The organism is Ignatzschineria sp. F8392 (assembly GCF_002252045.1).
Taxonomy (GTDB): Bacteria; Pseudomonadota; Gammaproteobacteria; order Cardiobacteriales; family Wohlfahrtiimonadaceae; genus Ignatzschineria.
On the sequence record NZ_NEFF01000001.1, the window covers coordinates 325,975 to 347,997 of the forward strand.

21 protein-coding genes are annotated in these 22,023 nt (G+C 42.6%); 19 read left to right on the top strand and 2 right to left on the bottom strand.

Features of this window, described 5'->3' with window-relative positions:
* Positions 1–123: 123 nt before the first annotated feature.
* The 7 genes from B9T19_RS01410 (at position 124) to B9T19_RS01440 (ending at position 7,429) form a co-directional block, all read left to right on the top strand.
* The gene (locus B9T19_RS01410) at positions 124–1,041 is read left to right on the top strand and encodes an ACP S-malonyltransferase (RefSeq protein WP_094566828.1); all 918 of its coding nucleotides are present in this window, start codon (positions 124–126) and stop codon (positions 1,039–1,041) included.
* Positions 1,038–2,678: a malonate decarboxylase subunit alpha gene (mdcA, locus tag B9T19_RS01415; RefSeq protein WP_094566829.1), complete on the top strand. Its 1,641-nt coding sequence runs from the start codon at positions 1,038–1,040 to the stop codon at positions 2,676–2,678. Before B9T19_RS01410 ends, mdcA begins: the two co-directional genes overlap by 4 nt.
* Before the next feature lie 267 nt (positions 2,679–2,945).
* On the top strand, positions 2,946–3,785 hold the full coding sequence (locus B9T19_RS01420; protein WP_158214322.1) for a triphosphoribosyl-dephospho-CoA synthase: 840 nt from the start codon (positions 2,946–2,948) through the stop codon (positions 3,783–3,785).
* A complete protein-coding gene (locus tag B9T19_RS01425; protein ID WP_094566831.1) occupies positions 3,766–4,068 on the top strand; it encodes a malonate decarboxylase subunit delta in 303 nt (100 codons plus the stop codon). Before B9T19_RS01420 ends, B9T19_RS01425 begins: the two co-directional genes overlap by 20 nt.
* Complete coding sequence (gene mdcD, locus B9T19_RS01430; RefSeq protein WP_094566832.1) at positions 4,058–5,740, top strand: biotin-independent malonate decarboxylase subunit beta; 1,683 nt, start codon at positions 4,058–4,060, stop codon at positions 5,738–5,740. The genes B9T19_RS01425 and mdcD overlap by 11 nt, the downstream gene beginning before the upstream one ends.
* 2 nt (positions 5,741–5,742) lie before the next feature.
* On the top strand, positions 5,743–6,375 hold the full coding sequence (locus B9T19_RS01435; RefSeq protein ID WP_158214323.1) for a malonate decarboxylase holo-ACP synthase: 633 nt from the start codon (positions 5,743–5,745) through the stop codon (positions 6,373–6,375).
* A 364-nt stretch (positions 6,376–6,739) separates the two neighbouring features.
* Positions 6,740–7,429 carry a GntR family transcriptional regulator gene (locus B9T19_RS01440; RefSeq protein WP_094566834.1) on the top strand — a complete coding sequence of 230 codons (690 nt, stop codon included), beginning with the start codon at positions 6,740–6,742 and terminating at the stop codon, positions 7,427–7,429.
* Between the two features lie 213 nt (positions 7,430–7,642).
* Here B9T19_RS01440 and epsC read toward each other — a convergent pair whose 3' ends face one another.
* Together epsC and B9T19_RS01450 are read right to left on the bottom strand one after the other, a co-directional pair.
* Entirely contained in the window at positions 7,643–8,500 is an 858-nt protein-coding gene (epsC, locus tag B9T19_RS10885) for a serine O-acetyltransferase EpsC (protein WP_094566835.1), read from the bottom strand.
* A gap of 6 nt (positions 8,501–8,506) precedes the next feature.
* Entirely contained in the window at positions 8,507–9,316 is an 810-nt protein-coding gene (locus B9T19_RS01450; protein ID WP_094566836.1) for an RNA methyltransferase, read from the bottom strand.
* Between the two features lie 419 nt (positions 9,317–9,735).
* Here B9T19_RS01450 and B9T19_RS01455 point away from each other — a divergent pair, with 419 nt between their 5' ends.
* The 12 genes from B9T19_RS01455 (at position 9,736) to lpxA (ending at position 21,610) form a co-directional block, all read left to right on the top strand.
* On the top strand, positions 9,736–10,062 hold the full coding sequence (locus B9T19_RS01455; RefSeq protein ID WP_094566837.1) for an accessory factor UbiK family protein: 327 nt from the start codon (positions 9,736–9,738) through the stop codon (positions 10,060–10,062).
* Between the two features lie 252 nt (positions 10,063–10,314).
* Complete coding sequence (gene pyrH, locus B9T19_RS01460) at positions 10,315–11,046, top strand: UMP kinase (RefSeq protein ID WP_094566838.1); 732 nt, start codon at positions 10,315–10,317, stop codon at positions 11,044–11,046.
* 140 nt (positions 11,047–11,186) lie between these two features.
* Positions 11,187–11,744, top strand: coding sequence for a ribosome recycling factor (gene frr / locus B9T19_RS01465; protein WP_094566839.1), 558 nt, complete (start codon positions 11,187–11,189; stop codon positions 11,742–11,744).
* Positions 11,745–11,758: 14 nt separating this feature from the next.
* On the top strand, positions 11,759–12,469 hold the full coding sequence (gene uppS, locus B9T19_RS01470) for a polyprenyl diphosphate synthase (RefSeq protein WP_198959025.1): 711 nt from the start codon (positions 11,759–11,761) through the stop codon (positions 12,467–12,469).
* A gap of 3 nt (positions 12,470–12,472) precedes the next feature.
* On the top strand, positions 12,473–13,354 hold the full coding sequence (locus B9T19_RS01475) for a phosphatidate cytidylyltransferase (protein WP_094566840.1): 882 nt from the start codon (positions 12,473–12,475) through the stop codon (positions 13,352–13,354).
* Complete coding sequence (dxr, locus tag B9T19_RS01480; protein ID WP_094566841.1) at positions 13,351–14,523, top strand: 1-deoxy-D-xylulose-5-phosphate reductoisomerase; 1,173 nt, start codon at positions 13,351–13,353, stop codon at positions 14,521–14,523. Before B9T19_RS01475 ends, dxr begins: the two co-directional genes overlap by 4 nt.
* Positions 14,524–14,562: 39 nt before the next feature.
* The gene (gene rseP, locus B9T19_RS01485) at positions 14,563–15,930 is read left to right on the top strand and encodes an RIP metalloprotease RseP (RefSeq protein WP_158214324.1); all 1,368 of its coding nucleotides are present in this window, start codon (positions 14,563–14,565) and stop codon (positions 15,928–15,930) included.
* Between the two features lie 92 nt (positions 15,931–16,022).
* Positions 16,023–18,566 (top strand): outer membrane protein assembly factor BamA, encoded by a 2,544-nt coding sequence (gene bamA, locus B9T19_RS01490; protein WP_094566843.1) that lies wholly within the window; start codon positions 16,023–16,025, stop codon positions 18,564–18,566.
* A gap of 17 nt (positions 18,567–18,583) precedes the next feature.
* Entirely contained in the window at positions 18,584–19,132 is a 549-nt protein-coding gene (locus B9T19_RS01495) for an OmpH family outer membrane protein (RefSeq protein ID WP_094566844.1), read from the top strand.
* Positions 19,133–20,191 (top strand): UDP-3-O-(3-hydroxymyristoyl)glucosamine N-acyltransferase, encoded by a 1,059-nt coding sequence (lpxD, locus tag B9T19_RS01500; RefSeq protein ID WP_094566845.1) that lies wholly within the window; start codon positions 19,133–19,135, stop codon positions 20,189–20,191.
* A gap of 166 nt (positions 20,192–20,357) precedes the next feature.
* Positions 20,358–20,822: a 3-hydroxyacyl-ACP dehydratase FabZ gene (gene fabZ / locus B9T19_RS01505; protein ID WP_369828055.1), complete on the top strand. Its 465-nt coding sequence runs from the start codon at positions 20,358–20,360 to the stop codon at positions 20,820–20,822.
* Positions 20,822–21,610, top strand: a complete 789-nt coding sequence (gene lpxA, locus B9T19_RS01510) for an acyl-ACP--UDP-N-acetylglucosamine O-acyltransferase (protein WP_094566847.1) — start codon at positions 20,822–20,824, stop codon at positions 21,608–21,610. The genes fabZ and lpxA overlap by 1 nt, the downstream gene beginning before the upstream one ends.
* Positions 21,611–22,023 lie beyond the last annotated feature (413 nt).

Genomic DNA, 22,023 nt, shown 5'->3' on the forward strand with positions numbered 1-22,023 from the left:
TGATTTATTAGTAGATTAATCCATTGCTGAGTGTATTTAATCATCTTATAAAGCGTGGATTTCTATTTTTTCAATGGATATTGAACGCTGATTTTATTCAAGCTATTGCAAAGGGAGATTACTTTGAATAATCGTACCATTTGGCTCGCTCCTGGTCAGGGATCACAAAATTTAGCAATGTTAGAGAATGTTGATCCTCTCTATTTTCAGCAGGTTAAGGCTGAGACAGGAAAGGATTTTCAACAGCGGCCGCCTGATTATCAGCAGACAGTGGATATTCAGCTAGCACTACTGATAACAGAGCTAAGTGCGGCCGATCAATTGAGGGATGCTGGAATTGCTATCGATATGGTTGCCGGTCACTCTTTAGGGGCTTTTAGCGCCGCTGTGATTGCAGGAGTTTTGAGTGCATCTGATGCAATAAAGCTTGTATATCGACGCGCTTCATTAATGCAATCTCTCTACCCTTCAGGGTATGGAATGGGGGTGATTACAGGCTTAACCCAGCAGGAATTGGCAACCTTAATTGAGCTGCAATTTAATATGGAGAATCCTGTCTATCTCTCTAATCAAAATGAAGAGTTACAGATGACTATCTCAGGGAGCTGGAAGGGGATTGATGCGCTGATTACTGTTGCAAAAGCGCATGGAGCGGGGCTTGCTAAACGTCTAGCGGTGCCGACGCCATCTCATTCAATTTTGATGAAGCCGGTTGCAGAAGCATTAGAGCAGTTAGCTACAGAGATTGAGTTTCATGCGCCTCTTGTCCCCTATTTAGGGAATTGTACAGGGCGATTGTTGAGTGATGCTGATGAGATTGCAGAGGACCTTATCCACAATGTAGTTCATCCAGTGCGTTGGCTCGATATGATGCAAGTAGCTGTTGAGAATGGGATGCTGCACTTTATCGAGCTTCCTCCGGGTTCAACTTTAACGAATCTTGTAAGGCAACGCTATCCTGATCAGCTTACATATAGTGTTGATCAATATGGCATATCAGATACCATCTTTTTATATAAGAAACGGAGTAGTGAAGTATGACTAATGAAAAACAGTGGGATCTTAAGCGACAAAAAAAAGTGGCGAAAATGGCCAAAATTGCCCCAATGATGCAGGGGAAATATGTCGATAGTAGCAATATTGTCGCAGCATTAGAGGCACTTATTTCGCCGGGTGATCGTGTCGTTTTAGAAGGGGATAATCAAAAGCAAGCCTCTTTTCTTTCACAAAAGCTGTTAGAGGTGGATATAGATCGCGTTAATCAGCTTCATATGATTATGCCGAGTATCTCTCGACCAGAGCATTTAACGATTTTTGAGAAGGGAATTGCAAAGAGGCTCGACTTCTCTTACGCCGGCGCACAAAGTTTACGAATTGCTCAGATGATCGAGGATCAAGTTGTACAGTTAGGAGATATCCATACTTATCTTGAACTCTATGGTCGCCTCTTTATCGACCTTATCCCTAATGTTGTTTTAGTCGCTGCAGATAAGGCTGATGATGCGGGAAATCTCTATACGGGCTTTAATACCGAAGAGACCCCTACTATTGTTGAAGCGGCAGCCTTTAAAGATGGAATTGTGATTGTCCAGGTCAATGAGAAGGTTGATCAGTTGCCACGAATCGATATACCGGCCTCTTGGGTAGATGCGATTGTTGTTGCAGATGAGCCTTATATCTTAGAGCCACTCTTTACGCGCGATCCGAAAGCGATTACGGAGATTCAAATCTTGATGGCAATGATGGCGATTCGGGGGATTTATGAGAAGCATCAAGTGCAATCATTAAATCATGGAATCGGCTTTAATACCGCTGCGATTGAGCTTCTTTTACCTACTTATGGAGAGAAGTTGGGTTTGAAGGGAAAAATCGCTAAACATTGGGCGTTAAATCCCCATCCTACGATGATCCCCGCGATTGAGTCTGGCTGGGTTGAGAGTATTCATAGTTTTGGTGGAGAGGTGGGAATGGAGCGTTATATTCGTGCTCGTCCCGACATCTTTTTCACAGGGAGAGATGGTTCAATGCGTTCAAATCGAGCGATGTGCCAAGTTGCTGGGCAGTATGCCGTTGATATGTTTATAGGCTCCTCCCTACAGATCGACCGAGAGGGAAACTCTTCAACAGTGACTTTAGGTCGCCTCTCCGGATTTGGCGGTGCGCCGAATATGGGGCACAATCCGGGCGGAAGACGCCACTCAACAGCAGCTTGGCTTGATTTAGCAGGGAAGGAAGAGCTGGCAAAAGGGCGAAAAATTGTTGTGCAGATGGTAGAGACTTATGGGGCGAATAAGAAGCCCGTTATCGTCGATCGCTTAGATGCGATAGAGGTGAAGAAGCAGGCAAATTTACCGATCGTTCCCATCATGATCTATGGTGATGATACAACTCATTTGGTGACGGAGGAGGGTGTTGCTTATCTCTATAAAGCTGAAGGGTTAGAGGAGAGAAGAGCTGCTATCGCCGCTATAGCAGGAGTTACTCCAGTTGGTGATACCGTTACAGAGGAGCAGGTTCGATCATTGCGCGATCGAGAAATTATTGCACTCCCAGAAGATCTGCAAGTGGCAAGAACTGAAGCGAAACGATCACTACTTGCGGCCTACTCAATTGAAGATCTGGTCACATGGTCTGGTGGACTCTACGAGCCTCCAAAACAATTTAGAAGTTGGTCATAAGATAGGGGGGGCTATTTCGTTAAGCTCTGTAGTTGAAGTGAGATTTTATGTGAAGAAAAGCATTGAAGCATTGAAGTATTGAAGTATTGAAGTATTGAAGTACTGAAGCACGAAAGTATGAAAGTGTGAAAGTATGAAAAAGAGCATAAAAATCATGGAAGGAATAGAGAAAGAAATAGAGAAAGCAGTATGGAAATCGACCAGTATGAAAAGTAGTGTAGATAATAGAGTGAAGCGTAGATGAAATGGATAGAGGTTACTAGATCGTTGAAGGAAAACTCGCTAGCTCACCATCTGGCTATGCAGGCGGTCTCAGCCCTTATCTTTGAGGTCTCCTTAAGTCCGAAGCCAGGATTGGTGGATCGCTGGAGTTCAAATGCACATGATGATATGGATTGGCAGCTTTTAGTGTTGTCTGCAGAGAGTCTCTATCCCACTTTTTATCAGATTGCTCACCGTGCTTTCAATGCCTCTATTGGACAAGCTTTGAGGGAAGATATCGCCGAGATCGGTCGCCAAGGAGAAGAGGTGATGTTAGCGGTTACCCAAGGGGTCAATACTCATCGCGGGGCGATCTGGATCTTAGGGCTCTTCATTGCAGTCTTAGCGAGTCATCGCTGTACGCTCACCTTTGTTGAATTATTGGAAGAGGTTGCTCTACTAGCTTCCTTTCCTGATGAGCGTTATCGAAGCAAAGTGTTAACAAATGGAGTTATCGCGAAGCAGAGATACGGAATTCGGGGAGCCTTAGAGGAGGCGCAAGCAGGATTCCCCTCACTTAGTAGTGTGATAGCGATGCCGACGCGATGGCGCAATGAGCAGAGAAGCGAGCTCTACTGGCTAGAGCGACTTTTACAATTGATTTCAGTTGTTGAAGATAGTTGTATCGTCTCTCGTAGTGATCTTGCGACCTTACACAATGTTCAAAATCGGGCAATTAAGATTTTAACCTTGGGGCTCGATCAGCCCGCTGGTCTCTCTTCTTATGCTGATTTTTGTCACTATTGTTGTGATTATTCTCTCTCTCCGGGTGGAAGTGCGGATCTATTAGCTGCAATTATATTTTTAGAAAAATTAGGAGTTATTGATGGAACAGTTGCGTTTTAAATATAAGGGGCATGAGCTTATTGAGCGACGAGCCCATATCGGTGTTGTCGGTTCTGGTGATCTTGAGGTGATTTTTGAGCCGATTAAAGGGGAGTATGCTGAAATTTCTGTAATTACGGGAAGTGATGGTTTTGAAACGGTATGGGATAAGGTCTTAACACGTTTCTTTACCCGATACCCGCTCTTAGCCAAAGTGACTATTCACGATTTTGGAGCTACGCCTGGCGTTGTGGGTCTTCGATTGGCACAAGCATTAGAGGAGCTGAAGAAAGATGAGAAATAGTTTTGTTGAATTAAATGGTAGAGAGCGAGCAATTGCACTCTTAGATGCGGGAAGTGCAACAGAATTTTTAGATCCCTATGATGGGATAATGAGCCCCTATTTATTGCCTCAGGGGATTGTTCCTCAAAGTGATGATGGCGTGATCTTAATGCGAGGACAATTACAGGGAAGGGAAGCGCTAGTGATCTCTTTAGAGGGGCACTTTCAAGGCGGTGGAATAGGCGAAGTTGGGGGAGCGAAGATCTCTGCTGCATTGGAGAAGGTCCTGAACGAGAATCGAGCAGGTAAAAAGATTTATCCGATCTTAATCTTAGATACCGGTGGCGTTCGTCTTCAGGAGGCAAACTATGGGCTTCTTTCGATCTCTGAGATTCAAAATATGATCGTCGCTCTTCGCGAATATGTTTCTGTGATTGGGCTTGTACCGGGGTTAGTGGGTTCTTTTGGGGGGATGTCGATCACTTCAGCGCTCACATCTTATCTAATCGCGACAAATCGAGCGCGTGTCGGGCTTAATGGGCCGGAGGTTATTGAGCAGGAAGCGGGCGTTCGTGAGTTTGATTCGAGCGATCAAGCGCTTATTTGGGATACCATTGGTGTTAATCAGAAGGCGAAGACAGGATTGGTTGATGAAGTTGTTACCGATGATGTAGCGACCATTATTGCCACGATTGAAAAGGTGATCGAGAATCCTCCGACAGAGTATCGCTCTCGTCAATTAGATCGTTTCTTAAAGATTTTGGAAGAGGTCGATTTCTCGCACCCCTTGACGCCAGAGGCATATGCAAAACAGTATCAGAAATCGATTCAGGAGATCAAAACCTATCGATTTCCATTAGTTACAGAAGGCGCTAGTGCAGAGAGCGATAGTCGAGGTTACCATTGGTTTTCACAATTAACAGGAATTAAAAATCCCCATTCTGAAATCCCTTCTGTTTTGGCAGCAGATGTTGTTCAGAATGGGCAGATGCGTCGATATTTAGCGATTGTTCCTAATCGTGAGAATCGATTCTATCGTGTGCGTAATGGTGAGGTAGGATTGCAGGAGGGTTTTGTGCTTGCAAAACAGATCTGGGAGGTGATTGAGGCGGATCGAGAATCAGAAAATAAGCGTCCGATCATTATGGTGATAGATGTGCCGAGTCAAGCTTATGGTTATAAAGAGGAGCTAATTGGAATTCATCTCGCATTAGCCGCAAGTGTTGATGCTTATGCAACAGCAAGACAGCTAGGACATCCGGTGATTGGAGTGATTGTTGGAAATGCTATTTCAGGCGCTTTTTTAGCACATGGTTTACAATCGAATCGTTTGATTGCACTTGATGATCCAAAGATTAATGTTCAGGCGATGTCGAAGGCATCAGCCGCGAGGGTCACAATGCGGACCATCGAGGAGATTGATGCTGCTGCCGCAAAAGTGCCGGCAATTGCCTATGATATTGAGAGTTTCCAGAAGCTTGGGGCGCTCTATCAACTTCTTGAGGTCTCCCATGCTGATCAACCGACAGAGGTAGATGTTGCCCTTTTATTGAAGGCAATAACAGAGTCAATCGCAAGTTTATCACCAGATGAGCGGGATTTGAGCTTCCGCTATAAAAATAGAGAGGCAACCTCATTTGGACGGGTGGAAACTAATCGCGTTAGAGCACGACTAGAGGAAGTATGGCGATAAGTATGGCAATAATTAAACCACATGATATTGTTGAGATTAAGAAGGGCGTATCGATTGATACGCTCTTTTTTCCCGAGTGGGCGATTAAGCGGTGGGAGGAGACGCCTTACCATGTTGTACGACGGGGCATAGTAGCTCAAGGTGAGATTGCCATCGGAATAAGGGGGGAGACACGGGGAGAGCGACATGGTACAACTATTTTAGAGCAGTGGGTTCGGTCAATCATTACTCCTGAAAGTTTGGCGCAAGAAGCAGTTTGGCAAAATTGGGCTCGCCATAATCAGTTTCCAGAGATTCTCTCTTCATTGATGACATTAAGCACACTCTTCTCTTCAATCAGATGGGGCGTGGGGGGGAGTTTGGGGTATGAGTTAGCTACGGGATTACCGACGCTTTCTGAAAAGAGTGATATCGATATTATTCTCTATCCTGAAGCTCCTTTTTCCATAAAGGTTGCTCGCGAATGGTTATGGGCTATTAAATCTCTGCCGCAGCGTGTCGATATTCAAGTGGAAGGATCACAGGGGGCGTTTCATCTTGAGGAGTATGCGCGAGCGAGAGATGCTACGGCAACTGTTTTAATCAAAAGCGCTACGGGGTATCGTTTAAGTACTAATGTTTGGGCAAACGTTTGATGAAGAGATTGTGAAATAGGTTTTAAAAGAGCAGGTAATATCACCGTTGAAATGAGAGGCAGCTGAGATAAGAGCGGATATCGCAACTGATATCGAAGCTAATAATTGCATTAGTGTTGTAGTTAGTATGGTAAGTAATATGGTAAGTAGTGCTCAATTCTTGATGATTGTTGATGGATTTTGAATGAATTATTAGATGGAGATTGTTGCAGTAATTTTTAGAGTCGCTACTATATTTCGTTATCTTTTAATGGATCGATCAGGTTGACTATGCTTTTCAGATGCCAGCGAGATGAAAGATGCGATTCCCCGATCTATTTCATAACTTTTAATCTACTTATAACAGAGATGGTAACGATATTTTATGGAGCTAAAGCGCGCGCAGACACTGCCGAATACAATTAAAGAGGTCATTATTCAAGATATCATTAGAGGGGAGATTCAACCTCGCGATAAGATCCTTGAAGAGAAGTATGCGAAGAAAACAGGAGCAAGTCGAGCCTCTGTACGCGAAGCAATATTTATCTTGGTGAGTGAAGGAATCGCTACAAAAATTGAGAATAAGGGGACCTTTCTCAATAGCTTTACACTTGAAGAGCACATTGATCTCTATCATCTACGTTTTTTCTTGGAGAATCAGGCGTTAAGTAAGGTCTGTAAAATTGAGGATCTCTCCCCACTGATAGAGCATCTAGAGGAGCTTTCACTGCAGATGCGCGTTAACATGCAGGCGATTATGGATAAGGGGGGATCGCGCGAAGAGATGGCGCATATTGGGTTGCTCAACTATCAATTCCATTATGCATTAGTTCAATTCTCCGGCAGTCGTGTCCTTATTGAGCGCTATCCTTCATTTTTTGTGAGTTTAGCCTTTATACAAAATGAGCTCTATCTCCATCAGCGAGCAGAAGTTTATAAACCATTAATAGAACATGATGCTCTGATTGATGCTTTACGGAATCGTGATTTTGATCAATTCTCAACAATTTTGGCAGAGCATCATCAAGATGTATTGCGTCTGTTAGAGAGAGGCGCCGAGAAGGTCTTTCTTTAAAATGATTAGAGAGGCAGCTTACATAGCTAAGTAGTGATATATAGCCATAGAAGAGAAAGCCGAAGAGAAAGTTGAAGAGAAGAGAGAAAAGGGGGAGATTGCGAATCGGCATCTCCCCCTTATGATTTTCTTAACATGTAACATCGAATGTTTTGTATCTGATGCCTAATCGATATCTAGCTCAATTGCTTTCTAGTTTTTGTTATCACGCTTTTATTGATTAAGTGGCTGATCTTCTCTTTTATCATCTTGCTTAGTATGAGAGTTTTTCTCTTTTTTATCACTCTGATCTTCTTGAGAGGCATCTTCTTCCTCTTTCTCTTGGTGGATATGAAGACCATCATCATCAAAAGAACAATCTTGGATCGTTGGCCATTCTACATTGAGCTTAATATTTTGTGCTTTAAGTTCCGTTTGCATTTGGCAGAGTGCTTTATCAAGCTTCTCAATATGGTTGAGGAGAAGGTTGATAGCATTTGCTTCAGGATCTTCAATATCATGACTCATCCCATAAGCATTAAAGAGCTTATTAGCGATCTCTTTCTTAAGATTTGGACGATCCGGTTTGGAAAGGCGAGCAGGGATGCCGACAGCTGTTGTATTATCGGGGACAGCTTTAATAACGACGGAGTTAGCACCGACGCTTGCATTATTTCCTAATGTAATAGGACCTAATATCTTTGCCCCCGCTCCTATCACAACATTATTACCTAAGGTTGGATGGCGCTTCCCTTTTTCAAGGCTTGTTCCGCCAAGAGTGACACCATGATAGAGCGTACAATCATCCCCAATTTCTGCCGTCTCACCAATGACAACCCCCATTCCATGATCGATAAAGAGGCGGTCACCAATTTTTGCCCCAGGATGGATCTCAATACCGGTTAAGAAGCGATTCCATGTGGAGATCCAGCGGGCTACTGTTTTAAAACGTCTACGCCAGAGGGCATGTGCAATCCGATGAATCCAGACAGCCCAAAGACCGGGGTAGGCGAGGAGAATCTCTAGAGAGGTTCTCGCTGCCGGATCAAATTTTTTAATATTGTTAATATCATCTTTTACTCTTTTTATCATAAATCTCTACTCCTCTTTTTCAGCTTCTTCGTCTGTTTTGGGATCTACTTTGGGGTCTACTTTTTTCGTTTGTTTCTCTAAAGCATTTAGGGTTCCACGTAAGATATTGATCTCTTCTTGCGTTAAAGCCGCCTTTTTATAGAGTTTTCGTACCTTGCGCATGAGATGCTTAGGATTGTTGGGGTCAAGAAAGTCACTTTCGATCATCACTCGTTCTAGGTGGGAGAAGAGCCCTTCTAATGCTTCGTGAGTTGCAGGAAGCTCACCGGCATAGTGCGGGGCTTTAATGATCGCTTTTGCTTTCTCTTGTGAGAGTAGTCGGCGCAAATCATAAGCAATAATCTGGATTGCTTGAGAGATGTTGAGAGAGTTGTAATTATTTTCTGTCGGGATATAGAAGAGTTTATCGCAGATATCGACCTCTTCATTAGTTAATCCCGTTCTCTCTGTACCAAAGAGGATTGCAATCTTTGCATCAGGTATTTGTGAGAGAATTGAGCGGATCTCTTCAATACCCTCTTCAATAGGGAGCTCTGGCTTACCGATATGGCGACTTCTAGCGCTAGTGCCGAAGATATATTGACAATCGGCAACCGCCTCAGAGAGTGTCTCAGTGACAATGGCATTTTCTAAGACATCAAGAGCACCACTTGCTAGGGCAGTGGCCTCTTTACTTGGGAATTTATGAGGATTCACTAACGTTAAGTTATATAATCCCATCACCCGCATCGCTCGTGCTGCCGCGCCGATATTTCCGGGATGTGTCGTATTAACCATAACAATTTTAATAGCTTGCAGTGGGGATTCATTGTGCATGAGTTGGCTCGCTTTTATGCTTTTAATGATATATTGACGCCCTAAGTAGGGAGTGGGGATCTAATCGCTGTTAAAATAGAGCGGAAACTCTCTTTATTCCCCTTCATTATTCCCCTTCAAGTTGCTCATTATATTTATTGGTTAAAAAGCATCAGTAAAGTATGCATCAGTAAAATAGAAAAGCAGAAGAGGGGATCTTTGAAGGAGGTATTCGCTCTATTAAAATTATTTATTTTATTTATCCTACACTCTCTGATTTTAATGAAGAGAGCTAGAATGATCTAAGATCAATCTTCAATTCGGATCATGACCTCGAATCATGAACTCGATTAAACGCCGATTTCAAACGCCGATTGAATTTCGAACTCATTTTAATATGGGTTAGGATTATAGCAACTATTAACATAAGAGAGGACAAGATGCCTAAAAACTTTATACAAGATATCGCCGGACGCCTTCATGATGCGCTCCCTGATGGGGTAAAAAATGCCGGTGGCGAAGTGGAGAAATTAGTCAAAGAGGGGGTTGATTCAGCCTTGAGTAATTTTAAATTTGTTCGCTATGAAGAGTTTGAGATTCAAGAGAAGGTTCTATTGAAGACAAGAGAGAAAGTGGAGTTGTTGACGCAGCGCGTGGCAGAGCTAGAAGCGAAACTTGATCAGCTTTTGTTAGATAAAGAACAGGCTGAAAGTGATGATGCTTCCATCTTATTAGCGGACTCTTCAGGGGAGTTGCCAGAAGATTAATTGGAAATCGATAAGGGGAAATAAGCGATCTCTCCATTGTGATAAATGGAGGTGGGAAAAGGGTTAAACGCGGGATGAAAGAGCGATCAATAGCTCATTGGTAAAAAATAAAGTAGAGATTAAAAGCAGATTGAGCGAAGGAAGATAAAGCAGGATTTAGAAGCTGTGGTGCTATTCAATCGATGCTAAATGAAGTACTATATTCACAAATTTTGTTGAGTCTCAAATCTAATATAAAGGAAGTGTATAGTTATGAGTCAAGCCCCTAAATATAAGCGCATTTTATTGAAGCTCAGTGGCGAGGCATTAATGGGTGACGCCGATTATGGTATCGATCCGGTTACTATCGGACGTATTGCCGATGAGATCAAGGCATTAAACCGTATTGGTGTTGAGGTCGGAGTTGTAATCGGTGGTGGGAATATCTTTCGTGGGGCAGGATTAGCAGAAGCGGGGATGGATCGTGTTGCTGGTGACCATATGGGGATGTTGGCAACTGTGATGAACTCATTAGCGCTTCAAGATGCACTGGAATCTCGGGATGTTTACGTTCGTGTGATGAGCGCTATTCGTATCAATGAAGTGTGTGAAGATTATCTTCGTCGCCGTGCTGTCCGTCACCTTGAGAAAAAGAGAGTGACTATATTTGCCGCAGGTACCGGTAATCCGTTCTTTACAACAGACTCTGCCGCAGCACTTCGTGCGATTGAGATCAATGCTGAAATTATGTTGAAAGCGACAAAAGTAGATGGCGTCTATACCGCAGATCCGATGAAAGATCCTACCGCAACACGATATGACCATATTACTTTTACCGATGCACTCACTCAAAATTTAGGTGTTATGGATGCCACAGCCCTCGTGATGTGCCGTGAAAATAATCTCCCCATTAAGGTCTTTAATATCTTTAATGAAGGCGATCTAATGCGTATTGTAAAGGGTGAGCCGGTAGGAACTTTAGTATCAGAGACCGCTCCTGAATAGGAGTATGGTAAAATTATTCTAGTTTTTTAATAATCTTAAATAGTTTTAAAGTGTGAGATGCTACTGGCTCAGTAGCCCGTAGGCATCTCCTTTTTTAGAAAAATTGAACAACAGTTGAATAAAAATTGGAGAAAATTTAAATGACGCAAAATATCATCAAAGATGCAAAGACTCGTATGGATAAATCAGTTGATGCACTCGCTAGCGCCCTTGGGAAGATTCGTACAGGACGTGCTCATATCTCAATTTTAGATCATATTGAAGTTGAATATTACGGCTCTATGGTGCCATTAAGTCAGGTTGCTAACTTAACAGTGCAAGACTCCCGAACTTTAGGTGTTGCACCATGGGAAAAACAGATGGTTGGCCCTATCGAAAAAGCGATTATCAATAGTGATTTAGGATTGAATCCTGCAACGACAGGTACTTTAATTAGAATCCCACTTCCACCATTAACAGAAGAGCGCCGTAAAGAGTTAGTGAAGTTAGTCGGCGGTGAAGCAGAACAAGCGAAAGTAGCAGTGCGTAATATTCGTCGTGATGCTAATAACCAGATCTCTGCTTTAGAGAAAGAGGGTGAGATTTCAGAAGATGTACAGCGCCGTACGGAAGATGAGATCCAGAAGTTAACTGACGCTACGATCAAAAAAATTGATGAAGTACTCGCAGCGAAAGAAGAAGAGTTAATGGAAATTTAAGCTAAGGGTTAAATGTGAGCGAAGGTAAAGAGCGCTGTCAACATGTTGCCATCATTATGGATGGCAATGGCCGTTGGGCTGAAAGAAATCGTTTAGCACGAGCATTAGGGCATCGAGCCGGTGTAAAAGCCGTTAAACGGAGCGTTGAGTGTGCAATTAAAAATGGTATTAAAGTCTTAACCGTTTATGCATTTTCAACGGAGAATTGGAAGAGACCCCAAGAGGAGGTCTCTTACTTAATGGATCTCTTTTACCAAACATTAGAGGGGCAACTCAAAGCACTTCATCGTGCGGGGGTTCGCCTCTCTTTTATTGGTGATCTCTCCCCGCTCTCTGTAAAGTTGCAGGAGAAGTTATTTGCTGCGGTAGAACTTACTCAAGAGAATGATGTGCTAGATTTTGTAGTTGCGATCAATTATGGCGGCCGGCAAGAGATCGTCAATGCTTGTAAGAATTTGGCTGAAGAGGTGGTTGCTGGAGATCTTGAGATCGATGAGATTACAGAGTCTCGATTTGAGAAAGCGCTAACAATGAGTGACCTTCCTCCTGTTGATCTCTTGATCCGTACAAGTGGAGAGCAGCGAATTAGCAACTTCTTAATTTGGCAGTTAGCTTATGCCGAACTCTACTTTATCGATTGCCATTGGCCCGATTTTGGTGAGAAAGAATTTGAGGCCGCTTTGGCTGAATTTTATCGTCGTGAACGACGATTTGGTGGGAGATAAATTATGAAGCAACGCATTATTACCGGCATTATTTTAGGGGTTGCGGCACTACTTGCCATCCTTTTTTTACCAACCTCTCTCTTCTCTCTCCTACTCTTTTTGATCTCGGTTATTGGGCTTTTTGAGTGGAGTAATCTCTTAAAGCTCTCAGGGATGCAGAAGAGAGTCTATATTGGTGTCGGTTCTATTACACTCCTACTCGTTGTTGGTGCGCTTTTATTGGGCAATCGCGAGACAGATCAGATTGTTGGTGGACTTGCGCTCTTTGTGCGCAGTAACCCACTTCTCTTTGGGCTTTTACTGCTGATGTCCCTCTTTTGGCTCATGATGCCTTTTATTCTCTCCATCTATGCGAGAAGGCCGCTCTCCTTTCTAACTAATAGAGAGTTTCTCTTCGTCGTCAGTATCCTTTCACTAGCTGCATTAATGATCACTTTAACGGTATTGCAGCAAGGGCTTATTCTGCTCCTCTACCTTATTTTATTGGTGATTATTGCCGATAGTGGTGCCTATTTTGTTGGGCGGAAATTTGGTAAGAGAAAGTTGGCCGTCACCATTAGTCCAGGGAAGAGTGTTGAAGGTGCTATTGGCGGGATTGTTCTTGCAGGGCTCTTCTCTTTAGCGGCAATTCTCTACTTTACAAGTGATGAAACTGCGATCTTTATCGCTCAAGAACGAATGATGTTAATTCTTAATTTTGTCTCTTTGAGTCTTTTGGTAGTGATTATCTCTATCTCTGGCGATCTCTTTGAGAGTGTGGTGAAGCGTCATGCTGGAATGAAGGATAGCGGTAATATTTTGCCCGGCCATGGCGGGGTATTAGATCGTATTGATGCTTTAACGGCAGCTGCGCCGCTCTTCTTTGTAGGGTTAAGTTTTATATGAAAAAACAGATCTCTATTTTAGGTGCAACAGGTTCGATTGGTGATTCAACACTTAAGGTGATTCGCAACAATCGGGCGCTCTATCAAGTTCACTCTCTGGTTGCGAATCAGAGTGTTGATAAGATGATGCAACTCTGTCAGGAGTTTGAGCCTAAGTATGCAGTTTTAGAGAATGAATCTGCAGCTAACAGCCTTAAAAAATTGGTAGAAGCCGCTAACTTACCAACGGTGGTGTTAGGGGGTGAGGCAGCTATTATTGAGCTTGTAACAGAGAGGGAAATAGATCTTGTTGTCGCGGCGATTGTGGGGGCAAAAGGGTTTCTCTCTAGTCTGTCAGCCGCTAGAGCAGGTAAGACCATTCTATTGGCGAATAAAGAGACGCTTGTTTTAGGGGGCGCACTCTTTATGGCGGAAGCGAAAGCCCATGGCGCGACGATTTTGCCAATCGATAGTGAGCATAATGCGCTCTTTCAATCCCTTCCTAAAAGAGGTGGTGAGTTGAGTTATGAAGGTGTTAAACGTCTAATTCTAACTGCTTCCGGAGGGCCTTTCAGAGGTTATCAGCGACAAGATCTAGAGAAGGTAACATTAGAAGATGCTCTCAAGCACCCTAATTGGTCTATGGGGGCAAAGGTGACGATCGATTCGGCAACCTTGATGAATAAGGGGCTTGAATTGATCGAAGCACATTTTCTCTTCTCTATGCCGGTAGAGAAGTTGAGTGTTGTGGTTCATCCTCAAAGTATGATCCACTCATTGGTTGAGTATATAGATGGCTCTTTGATCTCTCAGATGGGTGCTGCTGATATGGCAATTCCTATCGCCCATGCATTAGCATATCCGCAACGAGTTGTATCGGGGGCATCCTATCTCGATTTGACAAAGATGTCGGCATTAACTTTTGAAGAGCCTGATCTTGTCACTTTTCCTGCACTTCGCCTTGCGCAGGAGTCTCTTATTGCCGGCACACCCTACTTAGTGGCACTCAATGCCGCTAATGAAATTTTTGTGTCGGCATTTTTAGCACAAAAAATCACCTTTGTTGAGATAGCGGATAAGGTGGCTGAAGTTTTAGATCGAGTGGTGATGTCAGCTAATGCATTACAGACAGAGGAGGCTCTTTTAGAGTATGATCAAGAGATTCGTCAGATGGCTAAGGCACTCTGTTAAGTTGTAAAATTTTACTAAAAAGGCTGATCTTAAATGTCGATGTTGTTTAACTCTATCTTTGGTTTTTTAATTCTGATGGGTGTTTTGGTGACACTCCATGAGTTTGGCCATTTCTATGCAGCAAGAAAGTTAGGGTTTAAAGTCTTAACCTTTAGTATCGGTTTTGGGAAGAAGGTTTGGAGCCGCCGAGGCAAAGATGGTGTGGAGTATCGTATCGGCCTTATCCCGCTAGGTGGATATGTTGCGATGCTAGATGATCGCGTTCATAAAGTCGATCCGGCGGATCAGAGTAAGACTTTCAATGCGCAACCTATTTGGAAGCGTGCAGTTGTGATTGCTGCAGGCCCTTTAGTCAACCTTCTCTTTGCGATTATTCTTCTTTTTGGCCTCTATCTCTATGGAATGCCAGCATTTAAAGCAAAAATTGATACCCCTCCGGTTCAATCTGTCTTTGCTGAGGCGGGATTTGAGCGAGGAGATGAGATTATTGCGGTTGAAGGCGCTTCCGTTAGAACCTTTGAAGAGATGATGATGCGTTTTGTAGAACATCTTAATGATGGTAAAGCAGATGTTGATGTTTTACGAAATGGACGTCTAGAGCAGATAGAGATTAGAATGGATGAGCCCTTAAGGCTTAATGCGAATCAATATATCGATCAGCAATTAGGGATTAATCTCTACATGCCGAGAGTGCCGGCAAAAATTGGTGTTCTGACAGATGGTGGTGCAGGTAAGCTTGCAGGATTACAACTCGATGATGAGATTCTTAAAATTGGTAACCACCGTATCGATTCTTGGCAAGACCTTCTTTTAACAATGGCACAGTTAGAAGCTGCGTCAGATAATAAAGTTTTGCTACCGGTTGAGGTTTTGCGTAAAGGGCAGATTATTGAGGTGCCGGTTGAGTTGAACCGTAATGAAAGTGGTCGGTTTATGTTAGGAGTCGGTATTACGCAGCTCTCGCCGGAGGTTGCCGCTGAATTTGAGCAGATGCAGACATTGCAAAAGTATCCTCTTTTTGAGGCTTTTCAATATGCTATTGCTGATACTTATCAAAATTCTCTTATGATTTTTAAATTTATCGGTAGAATGATAACAGGTGATATTCACCCTAATGTGATGGCAGGCCCTGTAACGATTGCAGATGTTGCCGGCAAGAAGCTTGATGCAGGCTGGGTCTATTTTATTCAATTGATGGCGCTCTTTAGTGTCAATCTCGGAATTTTAAACTTACTACCGATCCCGGTTCTAGATGGCGGACGGTTAGTCGGTTTAGGAATTGAGGCGACGGTAGGTCGGGATAGAATCCCGCAAACACTCTCGATGCGAGTGATGCAGATCGGTGCTCTCTTCCTATTTCTATTTATGGCTTTTGTGATCTTTTATGATATTAGCAAGTGGTTCTAAATAGATAATTAATTGGAATTTTTGAAGTTATTCGGTATATTAACGCAGTTTATAGATGCATTTCTATGCCCTAATTATTAGAGAAAAATATAATGGCTATTGTCGATATAAAGAGAGTTTTTTTAGCTACGAGCTTAATGCTTGGGGCCGCAACTTTTGCCCAAAAGTATGAAGTGAAAGATATTCGCGTAGAAGGATTAGAGCAGGTTAACCCGGGTGTTGTCTTTACCACTTTAGGTCTCAATCCAGATGCCCCAGTTCAGAAGGGGAATGTTAAAGATATCGTCGAGAAGCTTCATGCTACGGGACTTTTTAAAAATGTCACAGTGAAAACGCCCAATGGAAGAATTTTGGGGCGTACAAGGCCAAAATCGATCACAGTAGCAGTTCCGGTGCAAAAACAACCATCGACAGTGCGTGGTGCCGGCCCATTTGGCAATATCCGTACAGAGCCCGCTGAACCTGAAATTGAATATATTTATGAAGAGATTCCCTGTACGTTTGATGATCCCCGCTGTCAGCCAGTGGAATCCACTGTACGCTCTAATCTTATCGTTGAGGTAGAAGAGTATCCTGTTCTTTCTCGAGTCACCTTTAAAGGTAATCGTGATCTTAAAGATCCGCAGCTCAATCAGATTATTTCTGCAGCAAACCTTAAGGTAGGAGAGAGCCTTAAAGACTCTTCATTAGAAAATGCGAAAAACAATCTTCTTAAAGCTTATGAAACCCGTGGTAAATATGCGGTAAGAATTGAGCCAAAGGTGATTGAATTGCCACGCAACCGAGCTGAGATTCAATTTGAGATCTCAGAAGGGCGAACAGGGCAGATTAAGAAAATTAATTTCACGGGTAATGAGAATGTCTCTGACAGTAAATTATTACGTCAGATGCGTGTTCGTGAATCGGGCTTTAGAACGATCTTCTCCTCCGGCGATCGTTACGACCCTTATACTATTCAAGATGAACTCGATCAAGTTCAACAATATTATCGTAATAATGGTTATCTCAAGGCTGAGATCAACTACTCAAGTGCGACCATTAGCCCGAATCAGGATACGGTCTATCTTGATATCGATATTCATGAAGGGAAGCAATACCACTTTGGCGACTTCACCGTTGTTGGAAACTATCCGAGCGTTGATAAAGAGGAGCTGCTCTCTTTAATTGATATTAAACCGGGTTCACTCTATCGAGCTAAAACAGTTGAAGCAGCAGTTAAAACGTTGCAAGATCGATTAGGAAATGAGGGGTATGCTCAAGCGCGAGTCAACGCAATTCCTCGAATCAATGAAGAGACCGATACCGTTAGCTTCTCCTTTGCGATCGACCAAGGTGAACGTTACTACGTCAATCGCATCAATATTGAAGGTAATGAGCGAACGCAAGATGAGGTATTCCGTAGAGAGTTACGACAAATGGAGGGTGGTCCATTTGTAACAAGTGATATCGAGCGCTCACGGGTTCGTATTCAGCGTCTTGCACATGTGGAAGATGTTGAGGTCTTAACTGAGCCAGTCGAAGAGGGTGTGGTAGATCTTACCTACCGTGTTAAAGAACGTAGTGCCGGATCGATCACTTTCGGTTTAAGTTATGGTATGGATAGTAAGTTTGGTATTAATGCCGGTTTCAATCAACCAAACTTTATGGGAACAGGGCATGAGCTTAATGTTCAGGCTGAGACCAATAAGAGCGGTAGTTACTACGGCATCGATTATATGAATCCCTATTTTACGAAAGATGGATTAAGTGCAGGTGTCTCCTTAAGTTATAGTAAGCAGAAACATGACTATGACGATAGTGGTAACTATATTGCCGATGGACTCTCTCTAATGTTCAATTTCGGTTACCCGCTCTCTGAATATACTGCGATTCGTGCCGGAATTGGTTATGAGCAGTTAAAGCTTCGTACAACTCATGCGTCTCCTAATAAGATTGTTGAAGAGATTGCAAAACTAGATTGTGGAATGGCTTGTGTTAATAGCCATACTGAAGGGCGTCTCTATAAGGCCAAACTGAATCTCTATCGAGCGAATGTTGGAATCTATCGCGATACTCGAAATAGAACGATCTTCTCATCAGAGGGATCTCTCAATAGTGCAACGATTACGGGAACATTGCCGGGATCAGACTCTAAATTCTACAAATTACTCTTAAAACATCAGAGCTACTATCCATTGAGTGAGAATGAGGATTATGTATTCTCTCTCCGTGGCGATATCATGATGGGTTGGGGTTACGGGAATGATGGTGATACTTCACTTCCATTCTTTGAAAACTTCTATGCCGGTGGTTTAGGATCGGTTCGTGGTTATCGCGGAAGTTCAATCGGGCCAAAATATGAAAATGGCGACTCGATGGGAGGTTCATTGCGCTATAACGCGACAGCAGAATTGATTATGAAGGTTCCTGGATTCCAAGATAATAATGATGTTCGTTGGAGTCTCTTTGTAGATGCCGGGAATGTCACCTCAAAACCGAGTAAGCCAGAATTTGGAGATGTGAGTTATTCAGCGGGTGCGAGCTTTGTCTGGTTATCCCCACTTGGTCCACTTGCATTCTCCTATGCGAAACCATTTAAAACTCGTGAAGGTGATAGAGAGCAGAAATTCCAGTTCTCAATTGGTATCCCTTACTAAGTAGTGGTGAAAAGATAATGTTTAAAGGCATTTTAAGAAAGGGAGCAGCAGTACTATTAACTGCTGCTTTCATTGTTTTTACTCCTATCTCCTTGGCAAAAGAGCTGAAGATAGGCGTGGTTGATATTAATCTCTTACTAGAGAAATATATTGAACAGAAGGATATCTATTCACTTCTGAATGAGGAGTTCTTTGCAAGAGATCAATATCTTCTCAATAAGCGTGATCAGATTGAAAGTCTGCGCCGGGAATTGATGAATGGTAATAATGAAGCCTCAGTTGCGCGTGAGTTAGAGCGCCATATTGTCAATCTTGAACGAGAGTTTGTCAGACTCAGTAATGATACGCGTCAGGAGTTCAATCTTCGTAAAAATGAGGAGCTCTATAAGCTACAAAGAGAGATCAATAACGCAATATTAGAATATGCGCAAGATCACGATTATGATCTGATTTTAGAGTCAGGATTACTCTTTTCTAAAGAGTCACTCTATTTAACAGAGCCGATCTTCCAAACATTAGTGAAGGAAGAGTCGCAAGAGAAAACGGAAGAGAAAAGCGAGAAGTAGATGACATTACAACAGATTTTTGATTACCTTATCTCAAAAGGTGAAGTGGTTGAGCTCCATGGTGATGGTGCAATTAATATTTTAGGGCTCTCCACAATCCAGCATGGAAAACCTAATACGCTCTCTTTTTTCCATAATCCCCGCTATCGTCAATATCTAGAGAGCACGGAAGCTTCTGCTATCTTAGTTGATGCTCGTAATTTTGAGCATGTTACTCAGCCGGCAATTATCTGTCAAAATACCCATGCCGCATGGGCCTATGTGACTCAGCTTTTTCAGGAAGATTATCGTAATTTTTCAGGAATCGATCCCACTGCGAGAATCGCGCCGACCGCAAAAATTGGTGAAAATGTGACGATCGGTGCTTATAGTGTGATTGGGGAGAATGTGATCATTGGCGATAATAGTTATATCGATGCCCACTGTATGATTGAGCGAGATGTGACGCTTGGTGAATCTTGCTACCTCTTTTCTAGCGTTACGGTTCGCTATGAGTGTCAGTTAGGGGATCGAGTTGTTCTGCATCCTAATGCCGTGATCGGTGCTGAAGGTTTCGGTTTTGCCCGAACGAAAGCAGGTTATATTAAGGTTGCACAATTAGGGCGCGTGATCTTAGCGGATGATGTTGATATTGGTGCCGGCAGTTGTATCGATCGCGGTGCGATAGAAGATACGATTATTGGTCGAGGAACGAAGATCGATAACCATGTGCAGTTAGGGCATAACTGTATTGTTGGAGAAAATACTGTTATCGCAGGTTATACCGGTATTGCCGGCTCTACAGATATTGGAAACAATGTTGTTATTGGTGGCGGCGTTGGTATGAATGGTCATATGAAGATTGAGGATAATGTGGTTGTTACCGGTGGAACGCAGGTGAGTCAGCCACTTAAGTCAGGAAAGATCTACTCCTCCATTCCTCCTGTTTTGGAAAATCGCGAGTGGCGCTATAATAGTGCCCGCATTAAACGTTTGGGAGATCTCTTTGATCGGGTCAAAAAGCTAGAGGCTCAGTTAGGGCAGTTAGCAGCATTAGATCAGCCAAATAGAGAGAAGTAGAGGGTAAGCGGAGAGTAATAAGGAAGTAAAAAAGCGTTAGATTAAAAGCGTTAAAGTGTCACTAAAAAATTAGTGAAGAATCAGTGAAGAATTAGTGAAAACATTAAGTTAGATATCAGTTTAGATATTAGTTTAGATATTAAATAGAAGAGAATAGAGAATAATAATTATGAGCGATAACAAAGTAATCGATATCAATGAGATCATGACATATTTACCCCATCGATACCCTTTTTTAATGATTGATCGTGTACTTGACTTTACGCCAAATGAGACGTTACACGCTCGTAAAAATGTCACCTATAATGAGCCCTTTTTCCAAGGCCATTTTCCCGTTAAACCGATTATGCCTGGAGTGCTTATTTTAGAAGCATTAGCCCAAGCGACCGGCATATTGAGTTTTAAATCGGTTGAAGATTATGACTCTACTGATCAATCGATCTATTACTTTGTGGGTATTGATAAAGCTCGATTCCGTAGACCTGTTGAGCCGGGTGATGTATTAGATCTTAAAGTACAATTTCTTCGCGCAAAAAGAGGAATTTGGGCTTTTGAAGGGAAGGCATATGTTGATGGCAAATTAGTATGCCAAGCTGAATTGATGTGTACTCGCCGTGAGGCATTTGAATAATGAAAAAAGTATTAATACATCCAACCGCAGTGATCGATCCTTCTGCAAAATTGCATGAGAGTGTGGAAGTTGGACCTTATTGCGTTATTGGACCTGATGTAACGATTGGTAAAGATACCGTTTTGACTTCTCATGTTGTGATTCAAGGGCCCACAACGATTGGTGAGGGGAATACCTTCTATCAGTTCTGCTCGATTGGTGAAGTGCCACAGGACAAGAAGTTTAAAGCGGGAGATAAGGTCTTTCTAGAGATCGGTGATCGCAATACGATACGGGAATATGTCAGTATCAGTCGCGGAACGATCCAAGATAATGCTGTGACAAAGATCGGTGATGATAACTGGATTATGGCAACATGTCATATTGCTCATGATTGCATCGTGGGAAGTCGTACTATCTTTGCAAATGGTGCCTCTTTAGCAGGTCATGCCGTGATAGAAGATGATGTCATTCTCGGTGGCTATTCGATGATCTATCAACGCTGCCGTATTGGTGAAGGTGCAATTACAGGGTTCTCTTCCGGTATTCATCGGAATGTTCCTCCTTTTGTAACTGCCGCAGGATATCGTGCAGTTCCATCAGGAATTAACTCAGAAGGCTTGCGTCGAAGAGGGTTCTCGCCTGAAGCGATTAAGGCAACGAAAGATGCTTATAAAGCGCTCTACCGGCAAGATCTCTCTCTTCAAGATGCGATCTTAAAGATTAAAGAGTTAGCAGTAGATGCCCCTCATCTTGAGAAGATGGTGAAGTTCTTAGAAGAGACGGAAGATCGCGGTATTATCCGTTAGTTGCTGACAAGAGATATCAGTTCAGAGAGTAGATTAAAAGAGGCTTAGTTCTCTTACTTTAATGACCTTTTGGGTACTTAATGAATGATGTTTAATAATTAATAATTAATAATTAATAATTAATAATGACACTTAATAGAGGAGAAGCGAAAGAGAGATCTTGTAGCTATTTCGATATCTATTAGGTGTTTTTCTTTTTCTTGTTTCTCGATTTCTTATTTCTCTATTTTTTTAATAAGATCGATAGCATCAAAATTGATAGTGGTAGATAGAATTTATAGCGATTGTAGATTTTTTAGAGTGCTTGAGGTTTGTAAAATATATCGAGCGTATCGAAGTTGTAGCATAAAATTGTGAAGTAGATAAAGTTGTAAACTATTGCAAGCTATAACGATGAAAACTAGTGATAAGGT